This window comes from Streptomyces sp. a15 (genome assembly GCF_059026085.1).
This window is the reverse complement of the sequence record NZ_JBWLKM010000079.1, coordinates 1-25121: the sequence shown is the minus strand read 5'-3', so window position 1 is coordinate 25121 and position 25121 is coordinate 1. Positions and strand designations below refer to the sequence as shown.

Genomic DNA, 25121 nt, shown 5'->3' with positions numbered 1-25121 from the left:
GCGTCTGACCTCCTCCGCATGCCGTTCTCCGGCGCGGTGCGGGGATGGTCGACGACCCATTCCACCACCCCACCCCCCACTGATCCCTGCCCCTGCCGTGATCCCAGATCCCTCCGGCCAGGGCAGCGCCGCGCGGAGGACCTGTGCCGCCCACCCCTGCCAAGAGCGGGATGACCCGACTCGCCCACGCCACGCTGTACGCCCTGCTGCTCGTGACGCTCGCGCTACTGGCGTGCCTCGGCGACCGGCTCCATACGCCGGAGCAGCCCTACGGTCCCTCGGCCGCCGCGTCGAGCGAGATCCCGTCGCCCCCGCAGAGGCCCGAGGGCGAGACAGCCGACGGGCCGGACTCTCCCGACCTGTGTCCCGGCGCCCGTTCCCAGGCCGCCGCGGTCTCGAAGTCCTGGGCCGGCGTCCCCCCGCCCGCGACGACCGCCGCGGCACCGACGGAACCGGCAGACCTCCTCTCGCGCGGCCCCCGTGGTACCGCGCGAAGACTCCCGCCCAGCGGCGGCCGGTCCGCTCTCGTCTCCCTCTGCCAGTGGCGCATATAGGCGTCACCCGGGCAGGCCGGCCCCGGCCGGATCGCCGCGCGCCGCGCATCCGCCGGCGCGCGAGACGAGCACCCGCACGCGTCCGCATCGAACGAGAGCGAAACAGATGCACTCTCCCACCACGAGTGGCTTCACCCCCGCCGGCTCCACCCTCTCCGGGCTGGTCGGCAACACCCCTGTGCTGCGCGTATCCCAGCCCTTCTCGCCGCCCGACCGTGGCTTCTGGGCCAAGCTGGAGGGCTTCAACCCCGGCGGCATCAAGGACCGCCCCGCACTGCACATGGTCGAACGGGCCCGGGCCCGCGGCGACCTGCGCCCGGGAGCTCCGGTCATCGAGTCGACGAGCGGCACCCTCGGCCTCGGTCTCGCCCTGGCCGGAATGGTCTACGGGCACCCCGTCACCCTGGTCACCGACCCGGGCCTCGAACCGTCCATGACCCGGCTGCTCACCGCCTACGGCGCCACCGTCGACCTGGTGCCCGAGCCGCATCCCACCGGCGGCTGGCAGCAGGCCCGCCGCGACCGGGTGGCCGAACTGCTGGCGCGGAGCCCCGGCGCCTGGTGCCCCGACCAGTACGGCAATCCCGACAACGTCTCCGCCTACACCCCGCTCGCCCTCGAACTCGCCTCGCAGATGGGCCACATCGACTTACTGGTCTGCAGCGTCGGCACGGGCGGCCACTCCGCGGGCATCTCGCGCGTCCTGCGCCAGCTGTACCCCGAGCTGCGGCTGGTGGGCGTGGACACCGTGGGCTCGACCATCTTCGGCCAGCCCGCGAAGACCCGCCTGATGCGCGGACTCGGCTCCAGCATCTACCCGCGCAACGTGGCGTACGAGAACTTCAGCGAGGTGCACTGGGTGGCACCGGGCGAATCGGTCTGGGCCTGCAGGCAGTTGGCCGCCTCGCACTACGCCACCGGCGGCTGGAGCGTCGGCGCGGTCGCGCTGGTGGCCGGCTGGCTCGCCCGAACGGCCGCCGCGAGCACCCGCATCGTGGCGATCTTCCCCGACGGGCCCCAGCGGTACCTGGAGACCGTCTACGACGACCAGTACTGCGCCGAGCACGGACTGCTGGGCGTGACCCCCGCACCCGAACCGGAGCTGGTGGGCCGCCCCGACGAGAAGGAGGTCACCCGCTGGACCCGCTGCACGAGCGTCAGCGATCCCCTCTCCCTGCCGGCCGGAACGGCCGGTGCCGAAGGCGGGGCGGCACGGTGAAGACGACACTCACACAGGTCCGCTCCTACGAGCGGAGCGTCCAACTGCTCATGGTGAACCAGTTCACCATCAACCTCGGCTTCTACATGCTGATGCCGTACCTCGCCGCCCACCTGTCCGGATCCCTCGGCCTGGCCGGCTGGACCGTCGGACTCATCCTCGGCGTACGGAACTTCAGCCAGCAGGGCATGTTCCTCATCGGCGGCACCCTCGCCGACCGGCTGGGCTACAAGCCGCTGATCGTCGCGGGATGCGTGCTGCGCACCGTGGGCTTCGCCACGCTCGGTCTGGTCGACTCGGTTCCGGCGCTACTGGCCGCCTCGGCGGCCACCGGCTTCGCCGGAGCGTTGTTCAACCCGGCCGTGCGCGCCTATCTCGCCGCCGACGCGGGGGAGCGCCGCGTAGAGGCCTTCGCCCTCTTCAACGTCTTCTACCAGGCGGGCATCCTGCTCGGCCCGCTGGTGGGGATGCTGCTGACCGGCTTCGACTTCCGGATCACCTGCCTCGTCTCGGCGGCGGTCTTCGCGCTGCTGAGCGTCGTACAGATCCGTGCGCTGCCCGCCCGGCGCGCGGACGACGCGGCCGACGCGAAGGCCGACGGGCACGAGCGCGTGCTCGCCCAGTGGCGCGGGATCCTGCGCAACCGCGCCTTCCTGCTCTTCTCGACAGCCATGATCGGCTCGTACGTCCTGTCCTTCCAGGTCTATCTGGCCTTGCCGCTGGAGGTACGACGGCTGGGCGGCGACGGCGAGTTCGGGACCGCGGCCGTCGCCGTGCTCTTCGCGGCCTCGGGGCTGGCCACGATCTTCGGGCAGACCCGGGTGACGGCCTGGTGCAAGGAGCGGCTGGAGCCCGGGCAGGCCCTGGCCTGGGGGCTGTTGAGCATGGGCCTGGCCTTCGTCCCGCTGCTCGTGGCGACGGCCGTGCCCGTGCCGGACGGGGGAATGGGGCGCCGGTTGCTCGCGGTCGTCCCGCCGACGCTGGCCGCGCTGCTGCTGGCGCTGGGCACGATGATCGCGTACCCCTTCGAGATGGACACCATCGTCCGGCTCTCGGGCGACCGCCTCGTCGCCACCCACTACGGCCTCTACAACACCATCTGCGGGGTCGGCATCACCTTGGGCAACCTGCTCACCGGGGCGGCCCTCGACGCCGCGCGGTCGGCCGGCATGTCCGCGCTGCCCTGGCTGGCGCTGCTCGTCCTGGGGCTGGTCTGCGCCTGGTCCCTGTACCGGCTGCAGCGTGCGGATCACGACCACCGTGACGCCGGCCGACCGTCAGGAAGCCAGGAGGGCGGGACGAAGGACGTCCTCGTCGACGCCGACTAGGACGACGGGGCCGCCGGCCCCAGAGAGCGTTCCGTCACCCGGGCCAGATGCCGGGTGAAGACCTCGCGGGTGTCCGGGGTGAGCGTGCGCAGGGCCACCAGGGCCGTGATCACGACGTCGCACAGCTCACCCTGGACGTCCTCCCAGGTATGGGTAACGCCCTTGCGCGGGTTCTGGCCGGTCGCGCCGATCACCGCCTGGGCGACCTCGCCGACCTCCTCCGACAGCTTCAGCATGCGCAGCAGCAGGCCCTGGTCGCCGTCGACGGGACGGTTCGCCTCCAGCCAGTTCCACAGGTCGTCGATGGAGCCCCAGAGGTCCGCGGTCGTCCCGGTCACCCTCGTTGTCTCGGTCGTCTCGGGGGAGGCGGCCTGATCAGTCATGCGGGCAGCCTGTCACGCGGTCGTGGCCGCGGGACACAGTGCCTCACTGCCTCACTCGTCGAACGTCTCCTCGAACAAGGCCGTCTGCTCGCCCTCCTCCGCCTGCCGCAGCCGCCGGTTGCGGGCGCCCACGACCAGCGCCGTCACCAGACCGGTCGCCGCGAACGCGGCCGGGATCATCCAGTTCCGGTTGACCGCGTGACCGAGCGCGTGGTCCACGGAGAGCCGGCCGGGCCCCGTGACGGCGAGACCGGCCGCCGTCAGGCCCAGGGAGGCGGCGTACTCGTAGCCGCCGCTCGCGTTGAAGAAGCCGTTCGGCGTGTGCACCGCGGCCGCGCCCGCCATCGCCCCGGCCGCCGCCGCCCCGGCCGCCGGGGTCGCCAGGCCCAGCGCCAGCAGGGTGCCGCCGCCGGCCTCGGCCAGCCCCGCCGCCGCGGCGCTCGGCTTCCCGGGCGCGTACCCGACGGACTCGAAGAACTGGCCGGTGCCCGCCAGCCCGTGCCCGCCGAACCACCCGAACAGCTTCTGCGTGCCGTGCGCGGCCAGCACACCGCCGGTCCCCAGCCGGAGCAGCAGCAGGCCCAGATCACGTCGGTCGTAACAGCTCACGATGACTCCCGGAACAGACGGAGAAGAGACGGAGATAGAGACGGAGATAGAGACGGAGAAGGACAGAGGGCGGAAAGAACGGACACCCCGCGCCTTTCCACCGTCCCACCGCTCACACCCACCGGCTCCGCCCGAGGCGCCGTTCGGGTGGCGCTCTCCCGAGCGCGGTGTGAGTCTGACTGCCATGACGATTCAGACAGCCAGACTGAGCGACCCGGCCGTCCGCGCCTTCGTCACCGCCGTCAACGCCCATGACCGCGAGGACTTCCTGAAGGTCCTCGCCCCCGGCGCGACCATGGCGGACGACGGTTCCGACCGCGATCTCGACGAGTGGATCGACCGGGAGATCTTCGCCTCCCACGGCCACATGGAGGTCGACAACGAGTCCCAGGGCGGCCGCGCCCTCCTCGCCCGCTACAGCAACGACACCTGGGGCGAGATGCGCACCCGGTGGAGCTTCACGGTCGAGGACGACGGCAGGATCTCCCGCTTCGAGACCGGTCAGGCATAACGCGCGTACGAAACCCCTTGCCCTCGTGTGCACTCCAACTCCTAACGTTCACCGGCATGGAGATCACACGCACACTGGGCCGCACCGGCATAGAGGTCAGCGCCCTCGGCTTCGGCTGCTGGGCGATCGGCGGTGAGTGGCAGGACACCGACGGACAGCCGCTCGGCTGGGGCAAGGTCGACGACGAGGAGTCCGTACGGGCGATCCGGCGCGCCATCGATCTGGGCGTCACCTTCTTCGACACCGCGGACACCTACGGGGCCGGACACAGCGAACGCGTCCTCGGCCGCGCCCTCGGCAAGCGCCGGGACGACGTGGTCCTCGCCACCAAGTGGGGCAACGTCTTCGACGAGGAGACCCGCACACTCACCGGCGGCGACGACACCCCGGCCTACGCCCGCCGCGCGTTGACGGCATCCCTGAAGCGCCTCGGCACCGACCACATCGACCTCTACCAGCTGCACCTCTCGGACGCCGACCCGGAGCGCGCGGTCGAACTGCGCGACACCTGCGAGGAGTTCGTGCGCGAGGGTCTCGTCCGGGCCTACGCCTGGAGCACCGACGACCCGGCCCGCGCCGCCCTCTTCGCGGAGGGGGAGCACTGTGCTGCCGTACAGCACGCGGTCAACGTGTTGCAGGACGCGCCCGACATGCTGGCCCTGTGCGAGGCGTCTGACCTGGCGAGCATCAACCGCAGCCCGCTCGCCATGGGATTGCTGACCGGGAAGCGCCAAGGGGCCCTGGAGGCCGGGGACATCCGCAGCCGTCCGCCGGAGTGGTTGCAGGGATTCGAGGAAGGGTCCGGTGCGGCTTCCGACTGGGTGGCCCGCGTCGACGCGTTGAAGGAGATCCTCACCAGCGGCGGCCGTACGCCCGCCCAGGGCGCCCTCGCCTGGCTGTGGGCGCGCAGCCCGCGCACGATCCCGATCCCCGGCTTCCGTTCGGTCGCCCAGGCGGAGCAGAACGCGGGCGCGATCGAGAAGGGACCGCTCACCGCCGGGCAGATGGCCGAGGTGGACCGGATCCTCGGGCGCTGAGCGTCCGGTTCCGGGGTGCGGTCAGGGTCGGCGCCCGGCGCCGGAGCCGACGTACACGGCAGCCGTTCCACCGCACCGGTGCGTACTCCGCGGTCCCGCGCGGAGTCCACCCCCACCCGGTGCGGTGGAACGGCTGCCGCCTCCCCCCTCGGGTGTGGTCGGCGGAAGACCTCTCCTCCAAGTGTGAAGTTCTTGTGGAGGAGGTGAAGAGTATAAGCCTGCTATCGGCCCGAATGTGGCGGAGGGTTCCATTCCGTTTGTGCAAGTTGAGTACGTGACTGCCTGAGCCGGCGGCTCAGCCGCGCCCCACGTACGGCATCGCCGTCGCCAGCACCGTCGCGAACTGCACGTTCGCCTCCAGCGGCAGCTCCGCCATGTGCCGCACGGTCCGCGCCACATCGGCGACGTCCATCACCGGCTCGGGCGCGATCTCCCCGTTGGCCTGCAGCGCCCCGGTCTGCATCCGTTCGGTCATGTCGGTCGCCGCGTTGCCGATGTCGATCTGCCCGACCGCGATGCCGTACGGCCGCCCGTCCAGGGACAGTGCCTTGGTCAGCCCCGTCAGCGCGTGCTTGGTCGCGGTGTAGGCGACCGAGTGCGGCCGGGGCGTGTGCGCCGAGATGGACCCGTTGTTGATGATCCGGCCGCCCCGCGGGTCCTGCTCCTTCATCTGCCGGTACGCCGCCTGCGCGCACAGGAACGCCCCGTTGAGGTTGGTGTCCACCACGTGCCGCCAGGCGTCGTACGGCAGTTCCTCGACGGGCACTCCGCCGGGCCCGAACGTCCCGGCGTTGTTGAACAGCAGGTCGACGCGGCCGAAACGGTCCACGGTGGCGGCGAACAGCGCGGCCACGTCCTCCGGCCGCGACACATCGGTGCGTACGACGATCGAGGCGCCCCCGGTGCCTCCGGTGCCTTCGGGCGTCAACGCCGCCGTCCCCTCCAGGGTTTCCGTCCGCCGGCCGGCCAGCGCCACCGACCAGCCCGCGCGCAGCAGCTCCACGGCGACCGCGCGGCCGATGCCGGAGCCCGCGCCGGTCACCACCGCGATCCTCGAAACTTTCGCAGTTTGCATGGCATTCATGGGCCCGCAGCGTACGGGAGGCCCCGGCGGGGTCCGCCATGCGGAACTCATCCGTCCGCCATCTGGGTGTTGTGTACGTGCCAAGCAGCTGTCGCTTCCGGCCACTCCAATTGCCTCCTGCATCCATCTGTCAGGGGAGGACCGGATGACACTCGACACCCGCCCGTCACAACACGCCCCCGAACTGCGCGCAGCCGCCCGGCACATCGGCCGCCGCCGCTTCCTGACCGTCACCGGCGCCGCCGCCGCGCTCGCCTTCTCCGTGAACCTGCCGGCCGCCGGCACCGCGAGCGCCGCCGAGCTCGACGCCGCGAAGATCACCGAGAACCCCTTCACCCTCGGCGTCGCGTCCGGCGACCCGCAGCCCGGCTCCGTGCTCCTGTGGACCCGCCTGGCCCCCGTCCCGTTCCAGCCCGACGGCGGCCTCCCGGCCGAACGCGTCCTGGTCCACTGGGAGTTGGCGTACGACGAGCGATTCCGCCGGATCGCCAGACGCGGCACGGTCACCGCCCACCCCGAGTTCCACCACACCGTGCACGCCGAGGTCGGCCACCTCGACTCCGGCCGCGTCTTCTACTACCGCTTCCGCACGGGCAGTTGGATCAGCCCGACCGGCCGCACCCGCACCGCGCCGGCCGCCTTCGACCGCACCTCGGCACTCACCTTCGCCGCGGTCTCCTGCCAGGCGTACACCGACGGCTACTTCACGCCGTACGGCCATCTCGCCACCGAGGACGTCGACGTGGTCTTCCACCTCGGCGACTACCTGTACGAGTACGCGGTCAACTCGGTGGGCGGCTACCGGAACTACACCGACCGCACGCTCCCGGCGGTGTTCAACCGCGAGACGGTGACCCTGGAGGACTACCGCCTGCGCTACGCCCTCTACAAGTCCGACCCGGACCTGATGGCCGTGCACGCCGCGCACCCCTTCGTCGTCACCTGGGACGACCACGAGACCGAGAACAACTACGCCGACGAGACCCCCGAGAACAGCGTCCCCCCGGAGGAGTTCCTGCTGCGCCGCGCCGCCGCCTACCGGGCCTACTGGGAGAACCAGCCGCTGCGCAGCCCGCAGCGGCCCGCGGGACCGGACATGCAGCTCTACCGCCGCCTGCACTGGGGCCGGCTCGCCCAGTTCGACGTCCTCGACACCCGCCAGTACCGCTCCGACCAGGCCTACGGCGACGGCCTGGACCTGCCCGGCCCGGAGATCGACGACCCGGCGCGCACCATGACCGGCGAGACCCAGGAGCGGTGGCTGCTCGACGGCTGGCGCGACTCGCGAGCCCTGTGGAACGTCGTACCGCAGCAGGCGAACTTCTCGCAGCGCAAGCTCGACCTCACCGACCCGGCACGGCTGTCGATGGACGCCTGGGACGGCTACCGGGCCTCGCGCCGCCGCATCCTCGACGGCGCCAAGGCGGCCGGGATCGACAACCTGATGGTCCTCACCGGCGACGTGCACGTCGCGTACGCCTACGACATCAAGGACGACTTCGACGACCCGGCCTCCCGCACCCTCGGCACGGAGATCGTCGGATCGTCGATCTCCAGCGGCCGGGACGGCGCCGACAAGCCCGCGACCTGGGACACCTACACCCGGGCCAACCCGCACATGAAGTTCTACAACGGGCTGCGCGGCTACGTGACCGTCGAGCTGGGCCGCGAGCAGGCCCGGGCCGACTTCCGGAGCGTGCCGTACGTGACCAGGCCCGGGGCCCCGATCGCGACGGCCGCGTCCTTCGTGACGGAGGTGGGGGACCAGGGGCTCAAGCCGGCGTGAGCCCGGCCGCGAGGTCCTCTCCCGGATAGCGGACGCCGACGCGCTCCCGTATCGCGTCGAGCGTCCGCATCACGGCGAGGGTGCCGACGAGCGGGACGAGCGGGGACTCCGTCTCGCCGGCCCGCAGGGCGCGCATCACCTCGCGGGCCTCGTGCCGGAGGCTGCCCCGGGGCCCGTCCGCCGGGTCGGCTGTGAACTCCTGCGGGTCGCGGCCGTCGCGGTGCAGCACGAAACGGTCGGTGTGGAAGAAGCCGTACGGGATGTCGATGCGGCCCAGGGTGCCGGTGACGGACGCCGTGGTGGCCGTACCGCCGACGAGGGAGCAGTGCACCGAGGCGATCGCGCCGCTGTCCCAGGAGAGCAGCGCGCCCGTCTGGAGGTCGACGCCCTCCTCGGACAGGGTCGCGCGCGCCGCGATGTCCGAGGGCTCGCCGAGCAGCAGGTGCGCGAACGACACCGGGTAGACGCCGAGGTCGAGCAGCGCGCCGCCGCCCTGGGCCGGGTCACGCAGCCGGTGGCTGGGAGGGAAGGGGCCGGCGAGCCCGAAGTCGGCGTGCACCGTGCGCACTTCGCCGATCGCGCCGTCCCGCACCAGGTCGGCGAGGCGCCGGATCAGCGGGTTGCAGTACATCCACATGGCCTCCATCAGGAAGCTCCCGCGCTCCCTCGCCAGGGCGACCAGTTCCTCGGCCTCGCGCGCGTTCAGCGTGAACGCCTTCTCGCACAGCACGTTCCGCCCGGCCGTAAGGCACAGGCCGGCGGCCGCCCGGTGCGCCGAGTGCGGGGTGGCGACGTACACGACATCGATGTCCTCGTCCCGGGCGAGCGCCTCCCAGCCGCCGTACGCCCGGGGGATCCCGAACCGGTCCGCGAACGCCTTCGCGGACGCCTCGGTCCGCGAGGCCACCGCCACGACCTCCGCGTCCGGCAGGTCCACCAGGTCCGCGGTGAACGCCGCCGCGATCCCGCCCGTCGCCAGAATCCCCCAGCGCACGCTCTGCTCCGTCGTCATCCCGGCCCCACCCTCGCTCACGTGACCCTCGGCACTCTGTACGAGCTGAGAGCATAGGTGCCGAATCACTCGGAGAGGGAGGGGCACATGCCCGAGCACGGGGCAACGACACCGGACGTGTCGCGGGCGGCCGAACCGATGAAGGAACCGGCCGCCCGCGCGCTGCGCCGCACCGGCCTGCTCGTCACGCTCATCCTCGGCGGCCTCACCGCCACGCCCCCGCTGGCGATGGACATGTACCTCCCCGCCCTTCCGGAGGTCACCAGGTCCCTGAACGCGCCCGCCGCGACCGTCCAGCTCACCCTCACTGCCTGCCTCCTCGGCATGGCACTCGGGCAGCTGGTGGTCGGCCCGATGAGCGACCGCTGGGGCCGCCGGCGCCCGCTGCTCGCCGGACTCGCCGTCTACGTCGTCGCCACCGCCCTGTGCGCGCTCGCGCCCACCGTCGAGCTCCTGGTCGCCTTCCGGCTGGCGCAGGGCCTCGCGGGCGCGGCCGGGATAGTCATCGCGCGGGCCGTCGTACGCGACCTCCACGACGGCATGGCCATGGCCCGCTTCTTCTCCACCCTGATGCTGATCTCCGGCGTCGCCCCGATCGTCGCGCCGCTCATCGGCGGACAGATCCTGCGGGTGACGGACTGGCGGGGCGTGTTCGTCGTCCTGACGGTCGTCGGGGTGCTGCTGGCCGTGGTCGTGTGGGCGAAACTCCCCGAGACCCTCGCGCCGGCCGAGCGCCACTCCGGAGGCGTCGGCGAGGCACTGCGCGCGATGCGCGGACTGCTCGGGGACAGTGGCTTCTCCGGCTACATGCTCTCGGGCAGCTTCGCCTTCGCGGCCCTCTTCGCCTACATCGCGGCCTCGCCGTTCGTGATCCAGGAGATCTACGGCGCCTCCCCGCAGACCTTCAGCCTGCTGTTCGGGGTGAACTCGGTCGGCCTCGTGATCGTCGGCCAGATCAACGGCAAGGTGCTGGTCGGACGAGTCAGCCTGGACCGGGTGCTTGCGGTCGGCCTCGTGATCGTCATCCTCGCGTCGACCGCCCTGCTGCTGATGTCGCTGGGTGTGTTCGGCGAGGTCGGCCTCGCCCCCGTGGCCGCCGCGCTGTTCGTCCTGATGTCGGCGATGGGTATCACCCTCCCCAACACCCAGGCGCTCGCCCTGATGCGCGTCAAGCACGCCGCCGGCTCCGCGTCCGCCCTGCTCGGCACGTCCTCCTTCCTCATCGGAGCGATCGCCTCCCCGCTCGTCGGCATCGCCGGGGAGCGCACCGCCGTCCCCATGGCCGTCGTCCAACTGGTGGCCGCAGTGGTGGCACTGGGCTGTTTCGTGGGAATGTGCCGTCCTTGGAACACGCGTGCGAGAGCGGAGGAGGAAAGCTGAGCGCACCGAGACTGCGCAGCGACACCCCGGAGCGGGCCGGGCTCGACGCCGAGGAACTCCGACAGCTCGTCCAGCAGGTCCGCGACCTCACCGTGGGCGAGCGCCCCTGGGCGGCGGGCGCCGTCGTGGTCGCCGGGCGCGGCCCCGTGATCGCCGTCGAGGAGGCGGCGGGCTGGGCCGTCCGGTACGCCTCCTACGACCCCGGGACCGACCGGGGCGTGGAACTGCCGCCCGACGCACGCGTCCCGATGACCGTCGACACCCCCTTCGACCTGGCCTCCCTCACCAAGCTGTTCACCTCGGTCGCCGCCGTGCAGCAGATCGAACGGGGCACGCTCGGCATCGACGCGCGGGTAGGCGCGTACCTCCCGGACTTCCGGGCGGCCGCCGAACACGGCATCACCGTCCGAGAGCTGCTCACCCACACCTCCGGCCTGCGGCCCGAACTCCCGCTGTACGACCTCGCCGACGACGCGGAACGCCTGGCGATGCTGCGGGCCGAGCCCCCGCTGGGCGTGCCCGGCACCTACACGTACTCGGACCTGAACCTGCTCCTCCTCCAGCACGTCCTGGAACGCGTCACCGGCCGCACCCTCGACGTCCTCGTCCACGACGGCATCACCCGGCCGCTGGGCATGACGGCGACCTGCTTCGGCCCGTGTCCCGGGGCGGCGGCCACCGAGTACCAGAAGCGGCCCTGGGCCAAGGCGGACCGGGGCATGCTGCGCGGCGTGGTCCACGACGAGAACGCCTGGGCCCTGGGCGGCGTGGCCGGCCACGCCGGGCTGTTCTCGACCGGCCGGGACCTCGCGGTCTTCTGCCGCGCGCTGCTGGCGGGCGGCGCGTACGGCCCCGCCCGCATCCTCGGCCCCGACTTCGTCGAGCTGCTCATGACCCCACCGGGCCTGGGCTTCGCCCTCGACCAGCCGTGGTTCATGGGGGAACTGGCGGGGCGGGGAGCGGCCGGCCACACCGGCTTCACGGGCACCTCGCTGGTCCTGGACCAGGCGACGGACACGTTCCTGGTCCTCCTGGCGAACACGGTGCACCCCCGAAGGCGTGTACCGGACAGCAGACCGCGGGCGGCGGCGGGGACGCGGGTGGCGAGGGCGGTGCGGGGGACGTGAGGGGGCACCTTTTTACCCGACCGAGTCGGGCGGTGGGTGGGCGAAGGCCGGGGGTCCAGGGGGCGGAGCCCCCTGGCGGGGGTTTGGGGGCGGAGCCCCCGGCAGGGCCCGCCAAAACGCCGAGTACTCGTAGAATCGCCGGGTGAACGACCCCGTACCTCCGGCGGACGCCCTCCGCACGGCCCTCGCCGACCTGCTCGACGGTCTCCCGCCCCGGCAGGCCGCGCAGGCGGTCGACCGGCTGATCGCCACCTACCGGGGCGCCACCCCCACCGACGCCCCCATCCTCCGCGACCGCGCCGACGTGGCCGCCTACGCCGCCTACCGGATGCCCGCGACCTTCGAGGCGGTGCACGCCGCGCTGGAGGCATTCGCGGAGGCCGTCCCCGACTGGGCGCCTGGCAGCCACATCGACGTCGGCGGTGGCACCGGTGCCGCGACCTGGGCCGTCACCGCGACCTGGCCCGGCGAGCGCCCCGTCACCGTCCTCGACTGGGCCGAACCCGCCCTCGCCCTCGGCCGGGAGGTCGCCGCCGCCAACCCGGCGCTGCGGGCCGCGAACTGGCAGCGTGCCCGCATCGGCTCGGCGCTCACCCTCGACACCACCGACCTCGTCACGGTCTCGTACGTCCTCAACGAGCTCACCGGCCCTGACCGCGCCGCCCTCGTCGACGCCGCCGCGACCGCAGCCCAGGCTGTGGTCATAGTCGAGGCCGGCACCCCCGGCGGGTACGCCCGTGTCATCGAGGCCCGCGACCGTCTGATCGCCGCCGGGTTCCAGGTCGCCGCGCCCTGTCCGCACAGCGGCGCCTGCCCCATCGTCCCGGGCGAGGACTGGTGCCACTTCTCGGCCCGGGTCAGCCGGTCCTCCCTGCACCGCCAGGTCAAGGGCGGCTCCCTCCCCTACGAGGACGAGAAGTTCGCCTACGTGGCGGCCACCCGCCTCCCGGTCGCCCCGGCCCCCTCCCGGGTCGTCCGGCGCCCCCAGATCCGCAAGGGCCAGGTGCTCCTCGACCTGTGCGAGCCCGACCAGCACCTGACCCGCCGCACGATCACCAAACGCCACGGTGACCTGTACAAGGCGGCCCGAGACGCGGACTGGGGCGACCCCTGGCCCCCGTGACGCGGGTACTTTTCTCGCCCCCGCCGCCCCTACCCGTCCCATCCCAGGGGCACCGCCCCTTCGACCCCGTCCCAGGGGGCTCTGCCCCCTGGACCCCCGCTCCTCAAACGCCGGAGGGGCTGTCTTCAGCGGGGGTCTGGGGGCGGCAGCCCCCAGAGATGGGACGGGTAGGGGCGGCGGGGGCGAAAACAGACCCGCCCGACCACCCATCCACCCACACCCGCCCGCCGCGAGACGCCCCGTCTCACCCCCCTGCTACCGTCGCCCCATGGTCAAGAAGCCCGCCCCCGACACCGCTCGCCGCAGCGAGAAGTCCCGCCGTGCCATCTACGACGCCGCCATCGCGCTCGTCGTCGAGGTCGGCTATCCCAAGACCACCATCGAGGGCATCGCCGCCCGCGCCGGCGTCGGCAAGCAGACGATCTACCGGTGGTGGTCGTCGAAGGCGGAAGTGCTGATGGACGCCTTCCTCGATCTGAGCGAACAGGCGGCGCGGGAGGCGACGGCAGGCGGGGATCCGGATGTCTTCCCGGACACCGGTGACCTCGCGTCCGACCTCAAGGCCGTCCTGCGGGCGACCGTCGACGAACTGAAGAACCCCCGCTTCGAGGCCCCGTCCCGCGCCCTGGCCGCCGAGGGCGTGGTCAACGAACAGCTCGGCCGCGCCTTCATGACCAGGCTCCTCGAACCCTCGCTCCAGCTGTACGTCGAGAGGCTGCGCTCGGCGCAGGACGCCGGCCAGGTCCGCAGGGACGTCGACCCGCGCATCGCCCTGGAACTCTTCGTCTCACCCCTGGCCCAGCGCTGGCTCCAGTACACCGGCCCGATCTCCTACGAGTACACCGACACCCTCGTCGACTACGCCCTTAACGGCATCGCACCCCGCTGAGCCGCCCGCGCGGGCTGCCGCGCGAGCCTCCCCGGCGCGTCCGTGATGATCCCGTCGCAGCCCAGCGCCAGCGCCCGGTCCCGTTCGGCGGGAGTGAGCACGGTGTGGGCCCACACCCGCGGGATGCCGGAGCGCACCGCCCGCAGGAGGTCGGCGTCCCGCGCCCGGTGGTCGACGTCGAGCAGATCGACGTAGGACCGCCAGTGCTCGGGGCGGTCCCGGCGCAGTTGTTCCGCCGAGCGCCACAGCTGGGCGAGCAGGCCCAGGCGATGGGCCCGCCGGGCCACCTCGGGGTCGTTGGAGTTGACGAAGACCGAGCGGGCCAGGCCCCGGGCGCGGATCAGCCCGGCCAGCCGGCCGAGGCCCCGCGGGTCCTTCGCCTCCAGCATCAGCACGATCCGCCCGCCGAAGCGGTCCAGGACCTCGGCCACCGTCGGCGGCCGCTCGGACCGCCAGCTCCCGGGCAGCGAGGCCCGCGGCCGCAGCCGTACCCCCTGCCACTCGTGCACGTTCATCCCGCGCACCGCGCCGCCGAGGAACGTCGTCCGGTTCAGGGTCGGGTCGTGCAGTACGACGAGCGTGCCGTCGCCCAGCATCCGGGTGTCGAGGTCCAGCACCTGTGCCGTACCGCGCCGGTAGGCGGCCATCAGCCCCGACATGCTGTTCTCGGGCACCTCGCGGGCGCCGCCGCGATGGGCGACGTACGTCACGCGGGGCAAGGAGTCCACGGTCAGCGGCCCGGCACCCCACTCCAGCGGGCTCGTCGGCCCCGTCAGGGTCAGCGAGAGCACGGACGCCGCGGAGGCCAGACCGGTCAACGTGATCCATGTGACCATGGCGACCACGGTAGGGGGGTACATCACAACAAAGGGTGCAATGACACTTGATCACTGGGAGGGGCCCGCCTCGCCCCACCCATCCCTGTTGTCTGCTCCGGCCCCCCGGAGCTCAGGAAGGTGGGACCATGAGGCATGCTGTTCCGCACGACAGCGAGGCGAGGGGATAGATGAGCGCGGAGTTCGGCGGTCGCACCGGCCGGCAGGGCAAAATCTCCCAGTGGCTGCGAGCACGCCGCCCGAAGGAGGCCGTCGGCGACGACGGTCGCGAGGCCCTGCTGCTCGCCGCCGCCGGAGTGGGGCTGCCGCTGGCGCCCGCCGCGTATCCCACCGCGGACTTCCGCTGTTCCTGCGACCGCGTCGGCTGTCCCACCCCGGCCCGGCACCCGGTGTCGTTCGCCTGGCAGACCCAGTCGACCACCGACCGCGGCCAGATCGAGCGCTGGGCCCGGCACCAGCCGCAGGCCAACTTCATCACCGCGACCGGCATGGTGCACGACGTCCTCGACGTGCCGCTGGAGGTGGGCTGGGAAGCGCTGGAGCGGCTGCTCGACGCCGGCATCGAGGTCGGCCCGGTCGCCGAGAGCGACGACGGCCGCCTGCTGTTCTTCACCCTCACCCGCGGCACCCCCGAGGTCGAGGACGAGTGGTGGCCGTGCGAGCTGGACTGCCACCCCGAGACGATGGACGAGCACCCGGGCCTGCGCTGGCACTGCCGCGGCTCCTACGTCCTCGTCCCGCCCGCCCGGCTCCCCGGTGACAACCAGTCCGTGCACTGGGTCCGCGGCCTCGAGCACCCGCTGCCCGACCCGCTGACCCTCCTGGAAGTCCTCACCGACGCCTGCGCCCGCTACATCGGCGAGGAGCCCGACCACGCGAACGCGGCCTGGCCCTCGCGCCGCTGAGGCGCACCGGCCGTTCTACGACCCCTGCGCCGACGTCAGTCCCTGGATCCGCCCCAGCACGTTCACCTCGCCCGACCCCTTCGCCGGGTCCAGGGCCACCTCGTTGGAGACGAACTCCATGGTGAGCGACTGCTTGATCTCCCCGGTCGTCAGGGCGAGCGCGCCCTGACCCGGGTCGGGGATCGCGGCACCCTGGGCTGCCGTCTGCTTCACGAAGTGGTGCGTGGTGAAGAACACCAGCGCCCCGCCGTCGGACGTGCGCAGCGCCAGCGGTGCGTAGTCGCCACTGGCCAGCGGCTCGTCGATGTACTGCGTGGCGAGACCCGGCTTCTTGGAGTCCTTCTGGCGCTGCGCACGCCACATGCTGGTGTGCGCACCGTCCGCGAAGGTGTCCCCGCCGCCGTTCTCGAGGTAGGACGTGTAGTTCTTGCCCAAGTCCTCGGGGGCGACGGCCAGTTCGGTCGAGTTCACCGGCACGGCCTCGGCGAAGCCGTCCGCGTCCGTCTTGAACTCCGGCACCTTGCCGGGCGCCACCAGCGTCAGGTACGCCACCTGCCACGGCTGGTCGAGGCTGCCCCGCGTGAACACCAGCAGCCAGCGCGAGGTGCCGCCCTTGTTGCCGGCCGCGTCGGCGACGAACCAGCGCGGCCAGCCCGCCTTCTTCGGGATCGTGTACTTCGCGTCCGTCAGCTTCAGCGGGGCGTACGCCGGATTGCCGTCCGGGTTGTTCACCGCGCCCGCCTTCAGCCGGGCCCGGTCGATGTCCTCCAGGGCGCCGGTGACGAAGTCGGCGTCCAGGGAACTGTCGTACGCCTCGTCGGCCTTGTTGTACGCGTTCGTGAACTGCTCGAGCGCCTTGGCGGCCTCCGCCCGTGTCGCCGCGGGGAGCACCTCCCGCTCGCCGTGCACCACCATGCATCCGCTCGCCGTCAACGACAAAGCGGTCATCGAGGCTGCTATCAGTGCGCTCCGGTCAAGACTGCGGAGCCTTCGAGGGCCGCGATCCAGGCTCATCAGGTTCCTTCACCTTCCCCTTCCCGGAGGCGAACCCTACCGGGGCGAGGAAAAGCGCGAGCGTCGGGATCAAGTACAGCAGCCACACCGTGACCTGGAGGACCGTCGGGTCGGGCTGGAAGTTGAAGACGCCCTTGAGGAGGGTGCCGTACCAACTGTCCGGCGGGATGGTGCCGCTGATGTCGAAGGCCTTGTTCGTCAGGCCCGGGACCAGGTCGGCCTCCTGGAGGTCGTGGACGCCGTACGCCAGCACGCCCGCGGCCACCACGACCAGCATGCCGCCGGTCCAGGTGAAGAACTTGGCGAGGTTGATGCGCACCGCGCCCCGGTAGAACAGCCAGCCCAGGAACACCGCCGTGGCGATGCCCAGGCCGACGCCGACCAGCGGGCGCGGGGTGCCGTCGCTCGCCGCGTGCACCGACGCCCACACGAACAGGGCGGTTTCCAGGCCCTCCCGGCCGACCGCGAGGAAGGCGGTGGCGACCAGGGCGCCGGTGCCCATCTGCAGGGCGGCGTCCAGCTTGCCGTGCAGCTCGGACTTGAGGTACCGGGCGGTGCGCCGCATCCAGAACACCATCCACGTCACCAGCCCCACGGCGAGGATCGACAGCGTGCCGCCGAGTGCCTCCTGCGCCTCGAACGTCAGCTCCTGGGAGCCGAATTCGAGCGCGGAGCCGAAGCCGAGGGCGAGGGCGACCGCGACGCCGATGCCGATCCAGATGGGCTTCAGCGCGTCCCGGCGGTCCGTCTTGACCAGGTAGGCGATGAGGATGCAGACGACGAGGCTGGCTTCCAGGCCCTCGCGCAGGCCGATCAGGTAGTTGGAGAACACGGCTCAGGCCTCCTCGGTCAGTAGGGTGCTGCCCCACCAGTCGTCCGTGCCGCGGACGCCGGGCGGGACCGCGAACACCGCGGAACCCACGTGCTGGATGTACTCGTTGAGCGTGTCCTTGGCCAGGTTGCGCTGGATCTGGACGAAGCCCTTGCGGACGTCCCGCTGGTAGGCCAGGAAGAACAGGCCCGCGTCGAGGCGGCCGAGACCGTCCGTGCCGTCGGTGAAGGAGTAGCCGCGGCGCAGGATCGTCGCCCCCTGGTTGGAGTCGGGGTGCGCGAGCCGCACGTGCGCGTCGGGCAGCATGGCCTTCAGGAACGGCTCGTCGCGCTCCTTGGCCTTGCCGACCGGGGCGCCCTCGCCCTTGTCGCGGCCGAAGATGTCCTCCTGCTCCTGGAGCGAGGTGCGGTCCCAGGTCTCGATGTGCATGCGGATGCGGCGGGCGACGAGGTAGGAGCCGCCGGCCATCCAGTCGGGTCCGTCCTTCTCGTCCACCCACACGAACTTCTTCAGGCGGTCGGTCTCCGTGCCCGCGATGTTGCGGGTGCCGTCCTTGAAGCCCATCAGGTTGCGCGGGGTCTGCGCCTCGGGCGTCGTGGACGAGGTCTTGCCGAAGCCGAGCTGCGACCAGCGGATGACGACCTTGCCGAAGCCGATCCGGGCGAGGTTGCGGATCGCGTGCACGGCGACCTGCGGGTCGTCCGCACACGCCTGGATGCACAGATCCCCGCCGCTGCGGTTCCTGTCCAGGTTGTCGCCGGCGAACTTGGGCAGGTCGATCAGCGCCTCCGGCCGCTGGTCCTTGAGCCCGAACTTCCCGAACAGCGACGGCCCGAACCCGATCGTCAGCGTCAGCCGCGACGGCTTCAGCCCCAGCGCCTCGCCGGTGTCGTCCGGCGGGGCCTCGGCGAGACCGCCGTACGCCCCCTCGCCGACCGCCTGCCCGGCGGTCAGCTTCCGCGCGGCCTCGGTCCAGTCCTTCAGCATCTGCACGAACGCGGCACGGTCGTCGGTCGTCACGTCGAACGCGGCGAAGTGCAGCCTGTCCTGCACGGGCGTCGAGATGCCCGCCTGATGGTCGCCGTGGAAGGCGATGGCCGCGCCCGTCTCGGCGCCGGCCTGGTCGGCATCGTCGCCGGCGGTGGCCATCGCGACCGTGCCGCCGGCCGCGACGGCACCGAGCGCGAGCCCGGCACCGCCCCAGCCGATCAGCGCGCGCCGGGACGGAGTGGCGGCTTCTGCGGAGTGGTCCGTCATGAGTGTCCCTGCTTCACTTCACGACGACGGCGGCGGCGAGCTTGGACAGCGGCTCCGCGAGCGCGTTGACGCCGTCCGACAGCTCCTTGCGGTCGGCGTCGCCGACCTTGTCGTACGAGACGAAGTCGTAGGACGTCTTGTCCGCGCGGTACTTGTCGAGCAGCGTGTTCAGCGCGGCGAACTGCTTGTCCAGCTCGGTGATCAGCGCCGCGTCGTTCTCCTGAGCCACCGGCTTCAGCAACGCGTACGACTTCTCCGCGCCCTCGACGTTCGCCTTGAAGTCGACGAGGTCGGTGTGCGAGTAGCGCTCCTCCTCGCCGGTGACCTTGCCGGTGGCGACCTCGTCGAGGAGTTCCTTGGCTCCGTTGGCCATGGAGGTCGGGGTGATGTCGGCCTTGCCGACCCGCTTCTGCCAGTCCAACAGGTCGGTGATCAGCTGGTCGGCGAGGGTCTTCTCCGCGGCGCCGATCTTCTTGTCCTGCCAGAGGGCCTTCTCCAGGCGGTGCCAGCCGGTGAACTCCTGGCCGTCCTCCAGGCCGTCCGCGCGGACGTCGACCTTCGGGTCGATGTCGCCGAAGGACTCGGCGACCGGCTCGGTGCGCTCCCAGCCGATGCGGGAGGGAGCGTAGGCCTTCTTGGCGGCTTCCAGGTCGCCGTCCTTGACCGCCTTGGCGAAGGTCTCGGCGAGCGGCAGCGTCTCGTCGGCCTGCGCCTGGACGTACGCGCGGTAGGAGGCGACGGCCTTGTCCAGGCGCGGGTCGCGCTTGGCGACCGTGCCGCCGGTGGCCTTGACGTCCTGGCGTATGCCGTCGCCCACCATGCCGGGCTTGCAGGCGATCTGGTAGTCGCCGGCCTTCACCTCGGCGGTGACCCGCTGCTTGGTGCCGGGGCCGATGTTCTCGCGCTCGGTGACGATCCGGTCGTCCGGGAAGAGGATGTAGACCTCGGTGACCTTGGAGCCCTTGTTCTCGATGGCGAGTTCGACGTGCCCGGCCGGGAACTCGTTGGTGGAGACCTCGCACTTGTCGTCCGTGGCCGTCACGTTGACGACCCGGTCGCCGCTCCCGGAGCCGCCCTTCTCGGTGCAGCCCGTGACGGCGGTCAGCGCCGCCGCGGTGGCGACAGCGGTGAGAGCGGAGAATCTGACGGCTCGCATGAAGGGCTCCAGGGAATGGCCGAAAAAGACGCGTGACGAGCCTCACATAAGGTGAGGCTCGCCTAACGTACCGAAGCTTTTCCGGTGCGATACCTGTCCATGCGGTGATTCAGCTCTCATAGACGCTGTATGAGCACGCCCCGGTCACGGCGGCCCAAAACGGGCCCCACGGGAGGGTCAAGTACCGGTCAAGCATCCCGGCGCGGGCTCACCAGGATCTCTCCCGTGCGCGGATGCGGGAGCACTTCGACCGGCTGGTCGTAGACCTCCGTCAGCAGCCGGTCGGAGAACACCTCGGCCGGCGCGCCCTCGGCGGCCACCCGACCCGCGTGCAGGATCGCGACCCGGTGCGCGTAGGCCGCCGCCAGGCCCAGGTCGTGCAGCACGACCACCACCGCGTCCCCGGCCCGCGCCCGCTCCCGGCACACCCGCAGCACCAGCTCCTGGTGCTTGAGGTCGAGGGCCGCGGTCGGCTCGTCGAGCAACAGCAAGGGAGCGCGCTGGGCCAGCACCCGGGCGAGCGCGACCCGGGCCCGCTCGCCGCCGCTGAGCGCGGAGAACGGCCGTACGGCGAAGGCGGTCACCTCGGTCGCGGCCATCGCCTCGGCCACGGCCGCGTCGTCGTCCTCCATGCCGAGCGCGGCCCAGGGCGCGCGGCCCATCCGGACGACCTCCTCGACCTTGAAGGGGAAGGAGAGCGTGGCGGACTGGGGGAGGACCGCCCGGCGCAGGGCCAGTTCGGGCGCGGACCACTGCGACGCCGGGCGGCCGTGGACGCGTACGACCCCTGCGGCGGGCGGCAGATCCGCGGACAGCGCGCCCAACAGGGTCGACTTTCCCGCCCCGTTGGGGCCGACGAGAGCGAGCACCTCGCCCGCGCGGACAGTCACGGAGACGCCGTCGAGAACGTCCCGGGCGCCGAGGCGGACATGGAGGTTCTCGGCCTCGGCGAGGACATCTCCGGGCGAGGCGGGGGCGGGAGGTGCGGGACGGGGGCGGAGGAGTCTCACGGGAGGGGTCCTTGAGGCGGAGGGCTGAACTGGTATCAGGGGGCGAGAGCAACGCCCTAAAGGGGCGCGGGGCTGTTTCGATGTGCGGCTCCGCCGCGTGGGCGCGACCAGCCCCCACGCACCCGCAGACGACATACGACCCTTCAGGCCCACCCCCCTTGCCTGCGCCGAGTCCTCCGCAGCAGCCAGAAGAAGAACGGACTGCCCAGCAGGGCGGTCAGGACACCGAGCGGCAGCTCGGCGGGAGCGGCGATCGTGCGGGCCGCGAGGTCGGCGGCGAGCAGCACCACCGCGCCGAGCAGGGCACTGCCCGGGATCAGGAACCGGTGCCCGGGCCCGGCCGACATCCGCAGCAGGTGCGGCACGACGAGGCCGACGAAGCTGATGATCCCCGCGACGCTCACGGCCGCCGCGGTCAGCAGCGCGATGACGACGATCAGCGCGATCCGCATCCGCTCCACGTCCACACCCAGATGCCGGGCCGGCCGCTCACCGAGCGCCAGCAGGTCCAGCCGACGGCTGTACAGCGGTGCGACGACCAGCCCGATCGCCGCGCACGGCAGGACCGCGAGCACCTTCGGCCAGGTCGCCTGGGCGAGCGAGCCGAGCTGCCAGAAGGTGATCTGCTGGATGGCCGCGGCGTCCGCGAAGAACAGGAACAGCCCGATCACCGCGCCCGCAAACGCGTTCAGCGCGATCCCGGTGAGGATCAGCGTCACGACCTCCGTACGGCCGCCCTCGCGCGACATCGCGTACACGAGCAGCACCGTGGCGAGTCCGGCGACGAAGGCGCAGACGGACACCGTCCACGTACCGAAGAAGTTGAGGCCGAGGGCGATCGCGGCGACCGCACCCACCGCGGCGCCCGAGGAGATCCCGATGACGCCCGGCTCGGCGAGCGGATTGCCGAACACGCCCTGCATCAGCGCGCCCGCGCAGCCCAGCGAGGCGCCGATGAGCAGTGCGAGCACGATCCGCGGGAAGCGGACGTTCCACAGCACCGACTCCGCGACCCGGTCCAACTCCGTACCGCCGAGACTGACTCGGTGCTGCACGGAGGCGAGCACGTCCCCGACCGGCACCGGATAGGCGCCGATCCCGGCCGCGACCGGCACGAGCACCAGCAGGGCGACGACCAGCGAGGCGGTGAGCAGCCAGGCGGCGGAACGCCGTCCGGGCGGCGGTGTCTCGGCGGGCGCCTGCGCCGGCGGCTTCGCCGCACTCGCCGGTCGTGTGGGCAAGCGTTGCACTGGTGGCCGTTCCTCTCGCGTGAAGGTCCAACTCGCTTAGGCTAGCCTTACTTTGCGGGGTGTCGGTCACCTCTCAACGGACCGAGTCGGGTGGCACAATGCCCCGCGTGACTGACTACGACGTGCTCCGTGTCTTCTGCGGAGCGAACGGCGGATACGGCAACGAGCTCGGTGTCGTCCGCGAGGGCTCCGTGCTGCCGGACCCGGAGGAACGGCAGGCGTTCGCCGCGAAGCTGAGCTTCAGCGAGACCGTGTTCGTGGACGACCCCGAGCGCGGTGTCATCGACATCTACACGCCCACCCTGCGCCTGCCCTTCGCCGGCCACCCCTGCGTCGGCACGGCCTGGCTGCTCGACGTACCCGAACTGGTCACGCAGGCCGGGGTGGTGGGCGCCCGCCTGGACGGCGAGTTCAGCTGGATCGAGGCGCTCGCGGAGTGGGTCCCGCCGCGCACGCTGCGCCAGTACGCCACGTCGGCGGAGGTCGACGACCTGCCGGTCCCGCCGAAGGGGGAGTGGATCTACGCCTGGGCCTGGGAGGACGAGGCGGCCGGCCGCGTCCGCGCCCGCGCCTTCCCCGGCCGCGACGACGGCATCGACGAGGACGAGGCGACGGGCGCGGCGGCGCTGCTGCTGACGGACCGGCTGGGCCGCGCCCTGAACATCACGCAGGGCGCGGGCTCCCAGATCCTGACGGCTCCGCAGCCGGGGGGCTGGGTGGAGGTGGGCGGCCGCGTTTACCTGGAACGCTGAAAAGAGGCGTTCTGCCGGGGCGTTGGGGGCGGAGCCCCCGGCAACGCTCACGCGGACAGCCGGAACTCCTCACCCAGCGCCCGGAAGACCCCGGTGTTCAGCGCGAACGCCCGCTTGCACTCCGCCACGATCCGCTGCTTCTCCAGATCATCCGCACGCACCGCGTCCAGCAGCTCCCGGTACCCCCGCTTGAACGCCGCCGGGTTGCCGATCTCCTCGAACACGTAGAAGCGAACCCCGTCGCCCTTCTTCTCGAAGCCCCAGGTCTTCTCCGCCTTGTCGCGGATGATCTGGCCGCCGGACAGGTCGCCGAGGTAGCGCGTGTAGTGGTGGGCGATGTACCCGGCCGGCCACTGCTCGGCGCACTCCCGAACCCGCTCCACGTACGCCCGCGTAGCCGGCAGCGCGGACACCCGGGCACGCCAGTCCGGGCCGCGCAGATGCGCCAGGTCCCGCTCCAGCGCGGGCAGCCGGAACAGCTCGGGCTGGATGAACGGCCCGGCCACCGGGTCCGACGCCAGCTTCTCCGCCCCGCCCTCCAGTGCCTCGTACACGAACCAGAGCTGCTCGGTGTAGCGCGCGTACGCGTCGACGCCGAGCCTGCCGCCGAGCAGGTCGCTCATGAACGTCGAGGTCTCCGCCTCCATGTGCTGCTCGTGGGAGGCGGTGCGGATGACTGTGGAGAAGGAGTCCATGGGCCCGATTTTCTATGGTTAGGCTTACCTAAGTCAATGCTTTGTCGACCCTCTGTCGGTAACCTTTCCGACAGCCTGTCGGTAAAAACCTACCCCGGACAACGAAAAGCCCGCCCTCCGGGGAGGGCGGGCCGAGGTGGTGGGGTTGAGGCGGTGGGGTGCTACGGCAGGGTCAGAATCTCCGCTCCCGTCCCCGTCACCACCAGCGTGTGCTCGAACTGGGCCGTCCGCTTCCGGTCCTTCGTCACGACCGTCCACCCGTCGTCCCACATGTCGTACTCGTGGGTCCCCAGCGTCAGCATCGGCTCGATCGTGAACGTCATCCCGGGCTGGATCACGGTCGTCGCGTGCGGGCTGTCGTAGTGCGGGATGATCAGCCCGGAGTGGAACGACGAGTTGATCCCGTGGCCGGTGAAGTCCCGCACCACCCCGTACCCGAACCTCTTCGCGTACGACTCGATGACCCGCCCGATGATGTTGATCTGCCGGCCCGGCCGGACCGCCTTGATCGCGCGGGCGAGGGCCTCCCGGGTCCGCTCCACCAGCAGCCGCGACTCCTCGTCGACGTCCCCGACCAGGTAGGTGGCGTTGTTGTCGCCGTGCACCCCGCCGATGTACGCCGTCACGTCCAGGTTGACGATGTCGCCCTCCTTGAGGACCGTCGAGTCCGGGATGCCGTGGCAGATGACCTCGTTGACGGACGTGCACAGGGACTTGGGGAAGCCGCGGTAGCCCAGCGTCGACGGGTAGGCGCCGTGGTCGCACATGTAGTCGTGCGCCACCTTGTCCAGCTCGTCGGTGGTGACACCCGGCGCGATCAGCTTCGCGGCCTCCGCCATCGCCCGAGCGGCGATCCGGCCGGCGACCCGCATCGCCTCGATCGTCTCGGGAGTCTGCACCTCCGGCCCGGTGTACGGCGTCGGCGCGGGCTTGCCGACGTACTCGGGGCGCCGGATGTTTCCGGGCACGGAACGGATGGGGGACAGCTCCCCTGGGACGAGCAGCGACTGGCCAGACATGGCGAAGAGTCTATCCAGCGGCGATGGGGGAACATGTCGGTGGCGAGAGGAGCTGGTCATGGCCCTGTTCAAGAAGCGGACGGTCGGCAAACCGGGCGAGTGGTACTACTGCCTGCAGCACAAGAAGGTCGAGGAGGGGCCGGAGTGCCCCGCCAAGGACCGGTTCGGCCCGTACGCCACCCGCAAGGAGGCCGAACACGCGATGGCGACGGCCCGCGAGCGCAACCTCGAGTGGGAGAACGACCCGAAGTGGCACGACGCCCCGGCGGCGGGCCGGGACGATTCCTAATCGGGATGTCAAGCCGTGAGGGTGACGGGCGGTGTGGGCTGGTAGCACCGTCCGTCACGCAGGA

The 25121-nt window shown here is 71.7% G+C and carries 26 protein-coding genes; 13 read left to right on the top strand and 13 right to left on the bottom strand.

Annotated elements, in window-relative coordinates; all coding sequences use genetic code 11:
- Positions 1-143: 143 nt before the first annotated feature.
- The 3 genes from AC5P09_RS42105 (at position 144) to AC5P09_RS42095 (ending at position 3101) form a co-directional block, all read left to right on the top strand.
- Positions 144-554, top strand: coding sequence for a hypothetical protein (locus AC5P09_RS42105; protein WP_493878984.1), 411 nt, complete (start codon positions 144-146; stop codon positions 552-554).
- Between the two features lie 106 nt (positions 555-660).
- A complete protein-coding gene (locus AC5P09_RS42100; RefSeq protein ID WP_493878983.1) occupies positions 661-1773 on the top strand; it encodes a PLP-dependent cysteine synthase family protein in 1113 nt (370 codons plus the stop codon).
- Positions 1770-3101, top strand: a complete 1332-nt coding sequence (locus AC5P09_RS42095; RefSeq protein WP_493878982.1) for an MDR family MFS transporter — start codon at positions 1770-1772, stop codon at positions 3099-3101. Before AC5P09_RS42100 ends, AC5P09_RS42095 begins: the two co-directional genes overlap by 4 nt.
- Here AC5P09_RS42095 and AC5P09_RS42090 read toward each other — a convergent pair.
- The gene (locus AC5P09_RS42090; RefSeq protein WP_493878981.1) at positions 3098-3484 is read right to left on the bottom strand and encodes a MazG-like family protein; all 387 of its coding nucleotides are present in this window, start codon (positions 3482-3484) and stop codon (positions 3098-3100) included. The genes AC5P09_RS42095 and AC5P09_RS42090 overlap by 4 nt on opposite strands.
- Positions 3485-3535: 51 nt before the next feature.
- Complete coding sequence (locus AC5P09_RS42085; RefSeq protein ID WP_307674329.1) at positions 3536-4093, bottom strand: DoxX family protein; 558 nt, start codon at positions 4091-4093, stop codon at positions 3536-3538.
- A gap of 184 nt (positions 4094-4277) precedes the next feature.
- Here AC5P09_RS42085 and AC5P09_RS42080 point away from each other — a divergent pair, with 184 nt between their 5' ends.
- Positions 4278-4604 carry a nuclear transport factor 2 family protein gene (locus tag AC5P09_RS42080; protein ID WP_493878980.1) on the top strand — a complete coding sequence of 109 codons (327 nt, stop codon included), beginning with the start codon at positions 4278-4280 and terminating at the stop codon, positions 4602-4604.
- Positions 4605-4660: 56 nt separating this feature from the next.
- Positions 4661-5641 carry an aldo/keto reductase gene (locus AC5P09_RS42075; RefSeq protein WP_493878979.1) on the top strand — a complete coding sequence of 327 codons (981 nt, stop codon included), beginning with the start codon at positions 4661-4663 and terminating at the stop codon, positions 5639-5641.
- Positions 5642-5936: 295 nt separating this feature from the next.
- On the opposite strand, the gene AC5P09_RS42070 is transcribed toward AC5P09_RS42075, so the two are convergent.
- On the bottom strand, positions 5937-6725 hold the full coding sequence (locus AC5P09_RS42070) for an SDR family oxidoreductase (RefSeq protein ID WP_493878978.1): 789 nt from the start codon (positions 6723-6725) through the stop codon (positions 5937-5939).
- A gap of 145 nt (positions 6726-6870) precedes the next feature.
- On the opposite strand from AC5P09_RS42070, the gene AC5P09_RS42065 reads away from it, so the two are divergent.
- The gene (locus AC5P09_RS42065; protein WP_493878977.1) at positions 6871-8511 is read left to right on the top strand and encodes an alkaline phosphatase D family protein; all 1641 of its coding nucleotides are present in this window, start codon (positions 6871-6873) and stop codon (positions 8509-8511) included.
- Here AC5P09_RS42065 and AC5P09_RS42060 read toward each other — a convergent pair.
- On the bottom strand, positions 8498-9523 hold the full coding sequence (locus AC5P09_RS42060) for a Gfo/Idh/MocA family protein (RefSeq protein WP_493878976.1): 1026 nt from the start codon (positions 9521-9523) through the stop codon (positions 8498-8500). The genes AC5P09_RS42065 and AC5P09_RS42060 overlap by 14 nt on opposite strands.
- 87 nt (positions 9524-9610) lie before the next feature.
- On the opposite strand from AC5P09_RS42060, the gene AC5P09_RS42055 reads away from it, so the two are divergent.
- From AC5P09_RS42055 to AC5P09_RS42040, 4 genes are all read left to right on the top strand, one after another.
- Complete coding sequence (locus tag AC5P09_RS42055; RefSeq protein ID WP_493878975.1) at positions 9611-10903, top strand: multidrug effflux MFS transporter; 1293 nt, start codon at positions 9611-9613, stop codon at positions 10901-10903.
- Positions 10858-12030, top strand: a complete 1173-nt coding sequence (locus AC5P09_RS42050; protein ID WP_493878974.1) for a serine hydrolase domain-containing protein — start codon at positions 10858-10860, stop codon at positions 12028-12030. Before AC5P09_RS42055 ends, AC5P09_RS42050 begins: the two co-directional genes overlap by 46 nt.
- Before the next feature lie 142 nt (positions 12031-12172).
- Complete coding sequence (locus AC5P09_RS42045) at positions 12173-13153, top strand: small ribosomal subunit Rsm22 family protein (RefSeq protein ID WP_493878973.1); 981 nt, start codon at positions 12173-12175, stop codon at positions 13151-13153.
- 268 nt (positions 13154-13421) lie between these two features.
- Positions 13422-14042: a TetR/AcrR family transcriptional regulator gene (locus AC5P09_RS42040; protein WP_493878972.1), complete on the top strand. Its 621-nt coding sequence runs from the start codon at positions 13422-13424 to the stop codon at positions 14040-14042.
- Here AC5P09_RS42040 and AC5P09_RS42035 read toward each other — a convergent pair.
- A complete protein-coding gene (locus AC5P09_RS42035; protein WP_493878971.1) occupies positions 14012-14878 on the bottom strand; it encodes a glycerophosphodiester phosphodiesterase in 867 nt (288 codons plus the stop codon). The two genes, AC5P09_RS42040 and AC5P09_RS42035, sit on opposite strands and share 31 nt — an antisense overlap.
- A gap of 170 nt (positions 14879-15048) precedes the next feature.
- On the opposite strand from AC5P09_RS42035, the gene AC5P09_RS42030 reads away from it, so the two are divergent.
- Entirely contained in the window at positions 15049-15783 is a 735-nt protein-coding gene (locus AC5P09_RS42030; RefSeq protein ID WP_493878970.1) for a bifunctional DNA primase/polymerase, read from the top strand.
- Positions 15784-15798: 15 nt separating this feature from the next.
- Here AC5P09_RS42030 and AC5P09_RS42025 read toward each other — a convergent pair whose 3' ends face one another.
- From AC5P09_RS42025 to AC5P09_RS42000, 6 genes are all read right to left on the bottom strand, one after another.
- Complete coding sequence (locus tag AC5P09_RS42025; protein ID WP_493878969.1) at positions 15799-16797, bottom strand: SCO2278 family lipoprotein; 999 nt, start codon at positions 16795-16797, stop codon at positions 15799-15801.
- Positions 16757-17629 carry an iron uptake transporter permease EfeU gene (efeU, locus tag AC5P09_RS42020; protein ID WP_493878968.1) on the bottom strand — a complete coding sequence of 291 codons (873 nt, stop codon included), beginning with the start codon at positions 17627-17629 and terminating at the stop codon, positions 16757-16759. The genes AC5P09_RS42025 and efeU overlap by 41 nt, the downstream gene beginning before the upstream one ends.
- 3 nt (positions 17630-17632) lie before the next feature.
- Positions 17633-18886, bottom strand: coding sequence for an iron uptake transporter deferrochelatase/peroxidase subunit (gene efeB / locus AC5P09_RS42015; RefSeq protein WP_493878967.1), 1254 nt, complete (start codon positions 18884-18886; stop codon positions 17633-17635).
- 13 nt (positions 18887-18899) lie between these two features.
- Positions 18900-20042, bottom strand: coding sequence for an iron uptake system protein EfeO (gene efeO / locus AC5P09_RS42010; protein ID WP_493878966.1), 1143 nt, complete (start codon positions 20040-20042; stop codon positions 18900-18902).
- Between the two features lie 188 nt (positions 20043-20230).
- Positions 20231-21052 carry a heme ABC transporter ATP-binding protein gene (locus AC5P09_RS42005; RefSeq protein ID WP_493878965.1) on the bottom strand — a complete coding sequence of 274 codons (822 nt, stop codon included), beginning with the start codon at positions 21050-21052 and terminating at the stop codon, positions 20231-20233.
- 143 nt (positions 21053-21195) lie between these two features.
- Positions 21196-22293: a FecCD family ABC transporter permease gene (locus tag AC5P09_RS42000; RefSeq protein ID WP_493878964.1), complete on the bottom strand. Its 1098-nt coding sequence runs from the start codon at positions 22291-22293 to the stop codon at positions 21196-21198.
- Positions 22294-22409: 116 nt separating this feature from the next.
- Between AC5P09_RS42000 and AC5P09_RS41995 the strand changes: the two genes are divergently transcribed.
- Positions 22410-23054 (top strand): PhzF family phenazine biosynthesis protein, encoded by a 645-nt coding sequence (locus AC5P09_RS41995; RefSeq protein ID WP_493878963.1) that lies wholly within the window; start codon positions 22410-22412, stop codon positions 23052-23054.
- Between the two features lie 47 nt (positions 23055-23101).
- On the opposite strand, the gene AC5P09_RS41990 is transcribed toward AC5P09_RS41995, so the two are convergent.
- Together AC5P09_RS41990 and map are read right to left on the bottom strand one after the other, a co-directional pair.
- Positions 23102-23749, bottom strand: a complete 648-nt coding sequence (locus tag AC5P09_RS41990) for a biliverdin-producing heme oxygenase (protein ID WP_493878962.1) — start codon at positions 23747-23749, stop codon at positions 23102-23104.
- Positions 23750-23910: 161 nt separating this feature from the next.
- Positions 23911-24768 carry a type I methionyl aminopeptidase gene (gene map, locus AC5P09_RS41985; protein WP_493878961.1) on the bottom strand — a complete coding sequence of 286 codons (858 nt, stop codon included), beginning with the start codon at positions 24766-24768 and terminating at the stop codon, positions 23911-23913.
- Positions 24769-24826: 58 nt separating this feature from the next.
- Here map and AC5P09_RS41980 point away from each other — a divergent pair, with 58 nt between their 5' ends.
- The gene (locus AC5P09_RS41980) at positions 24827-25057 is read left to right on the top strand and encodes a hypothetical protein (RefSeq protein WP_493878960.1); all 231 of its coding nucleotides are present in this window, start codon (positions 24827-24829) and stop codon (positions 25055-25057) included.
- Positions 25058-25121 lie beyond the last annotated feature (64 nt).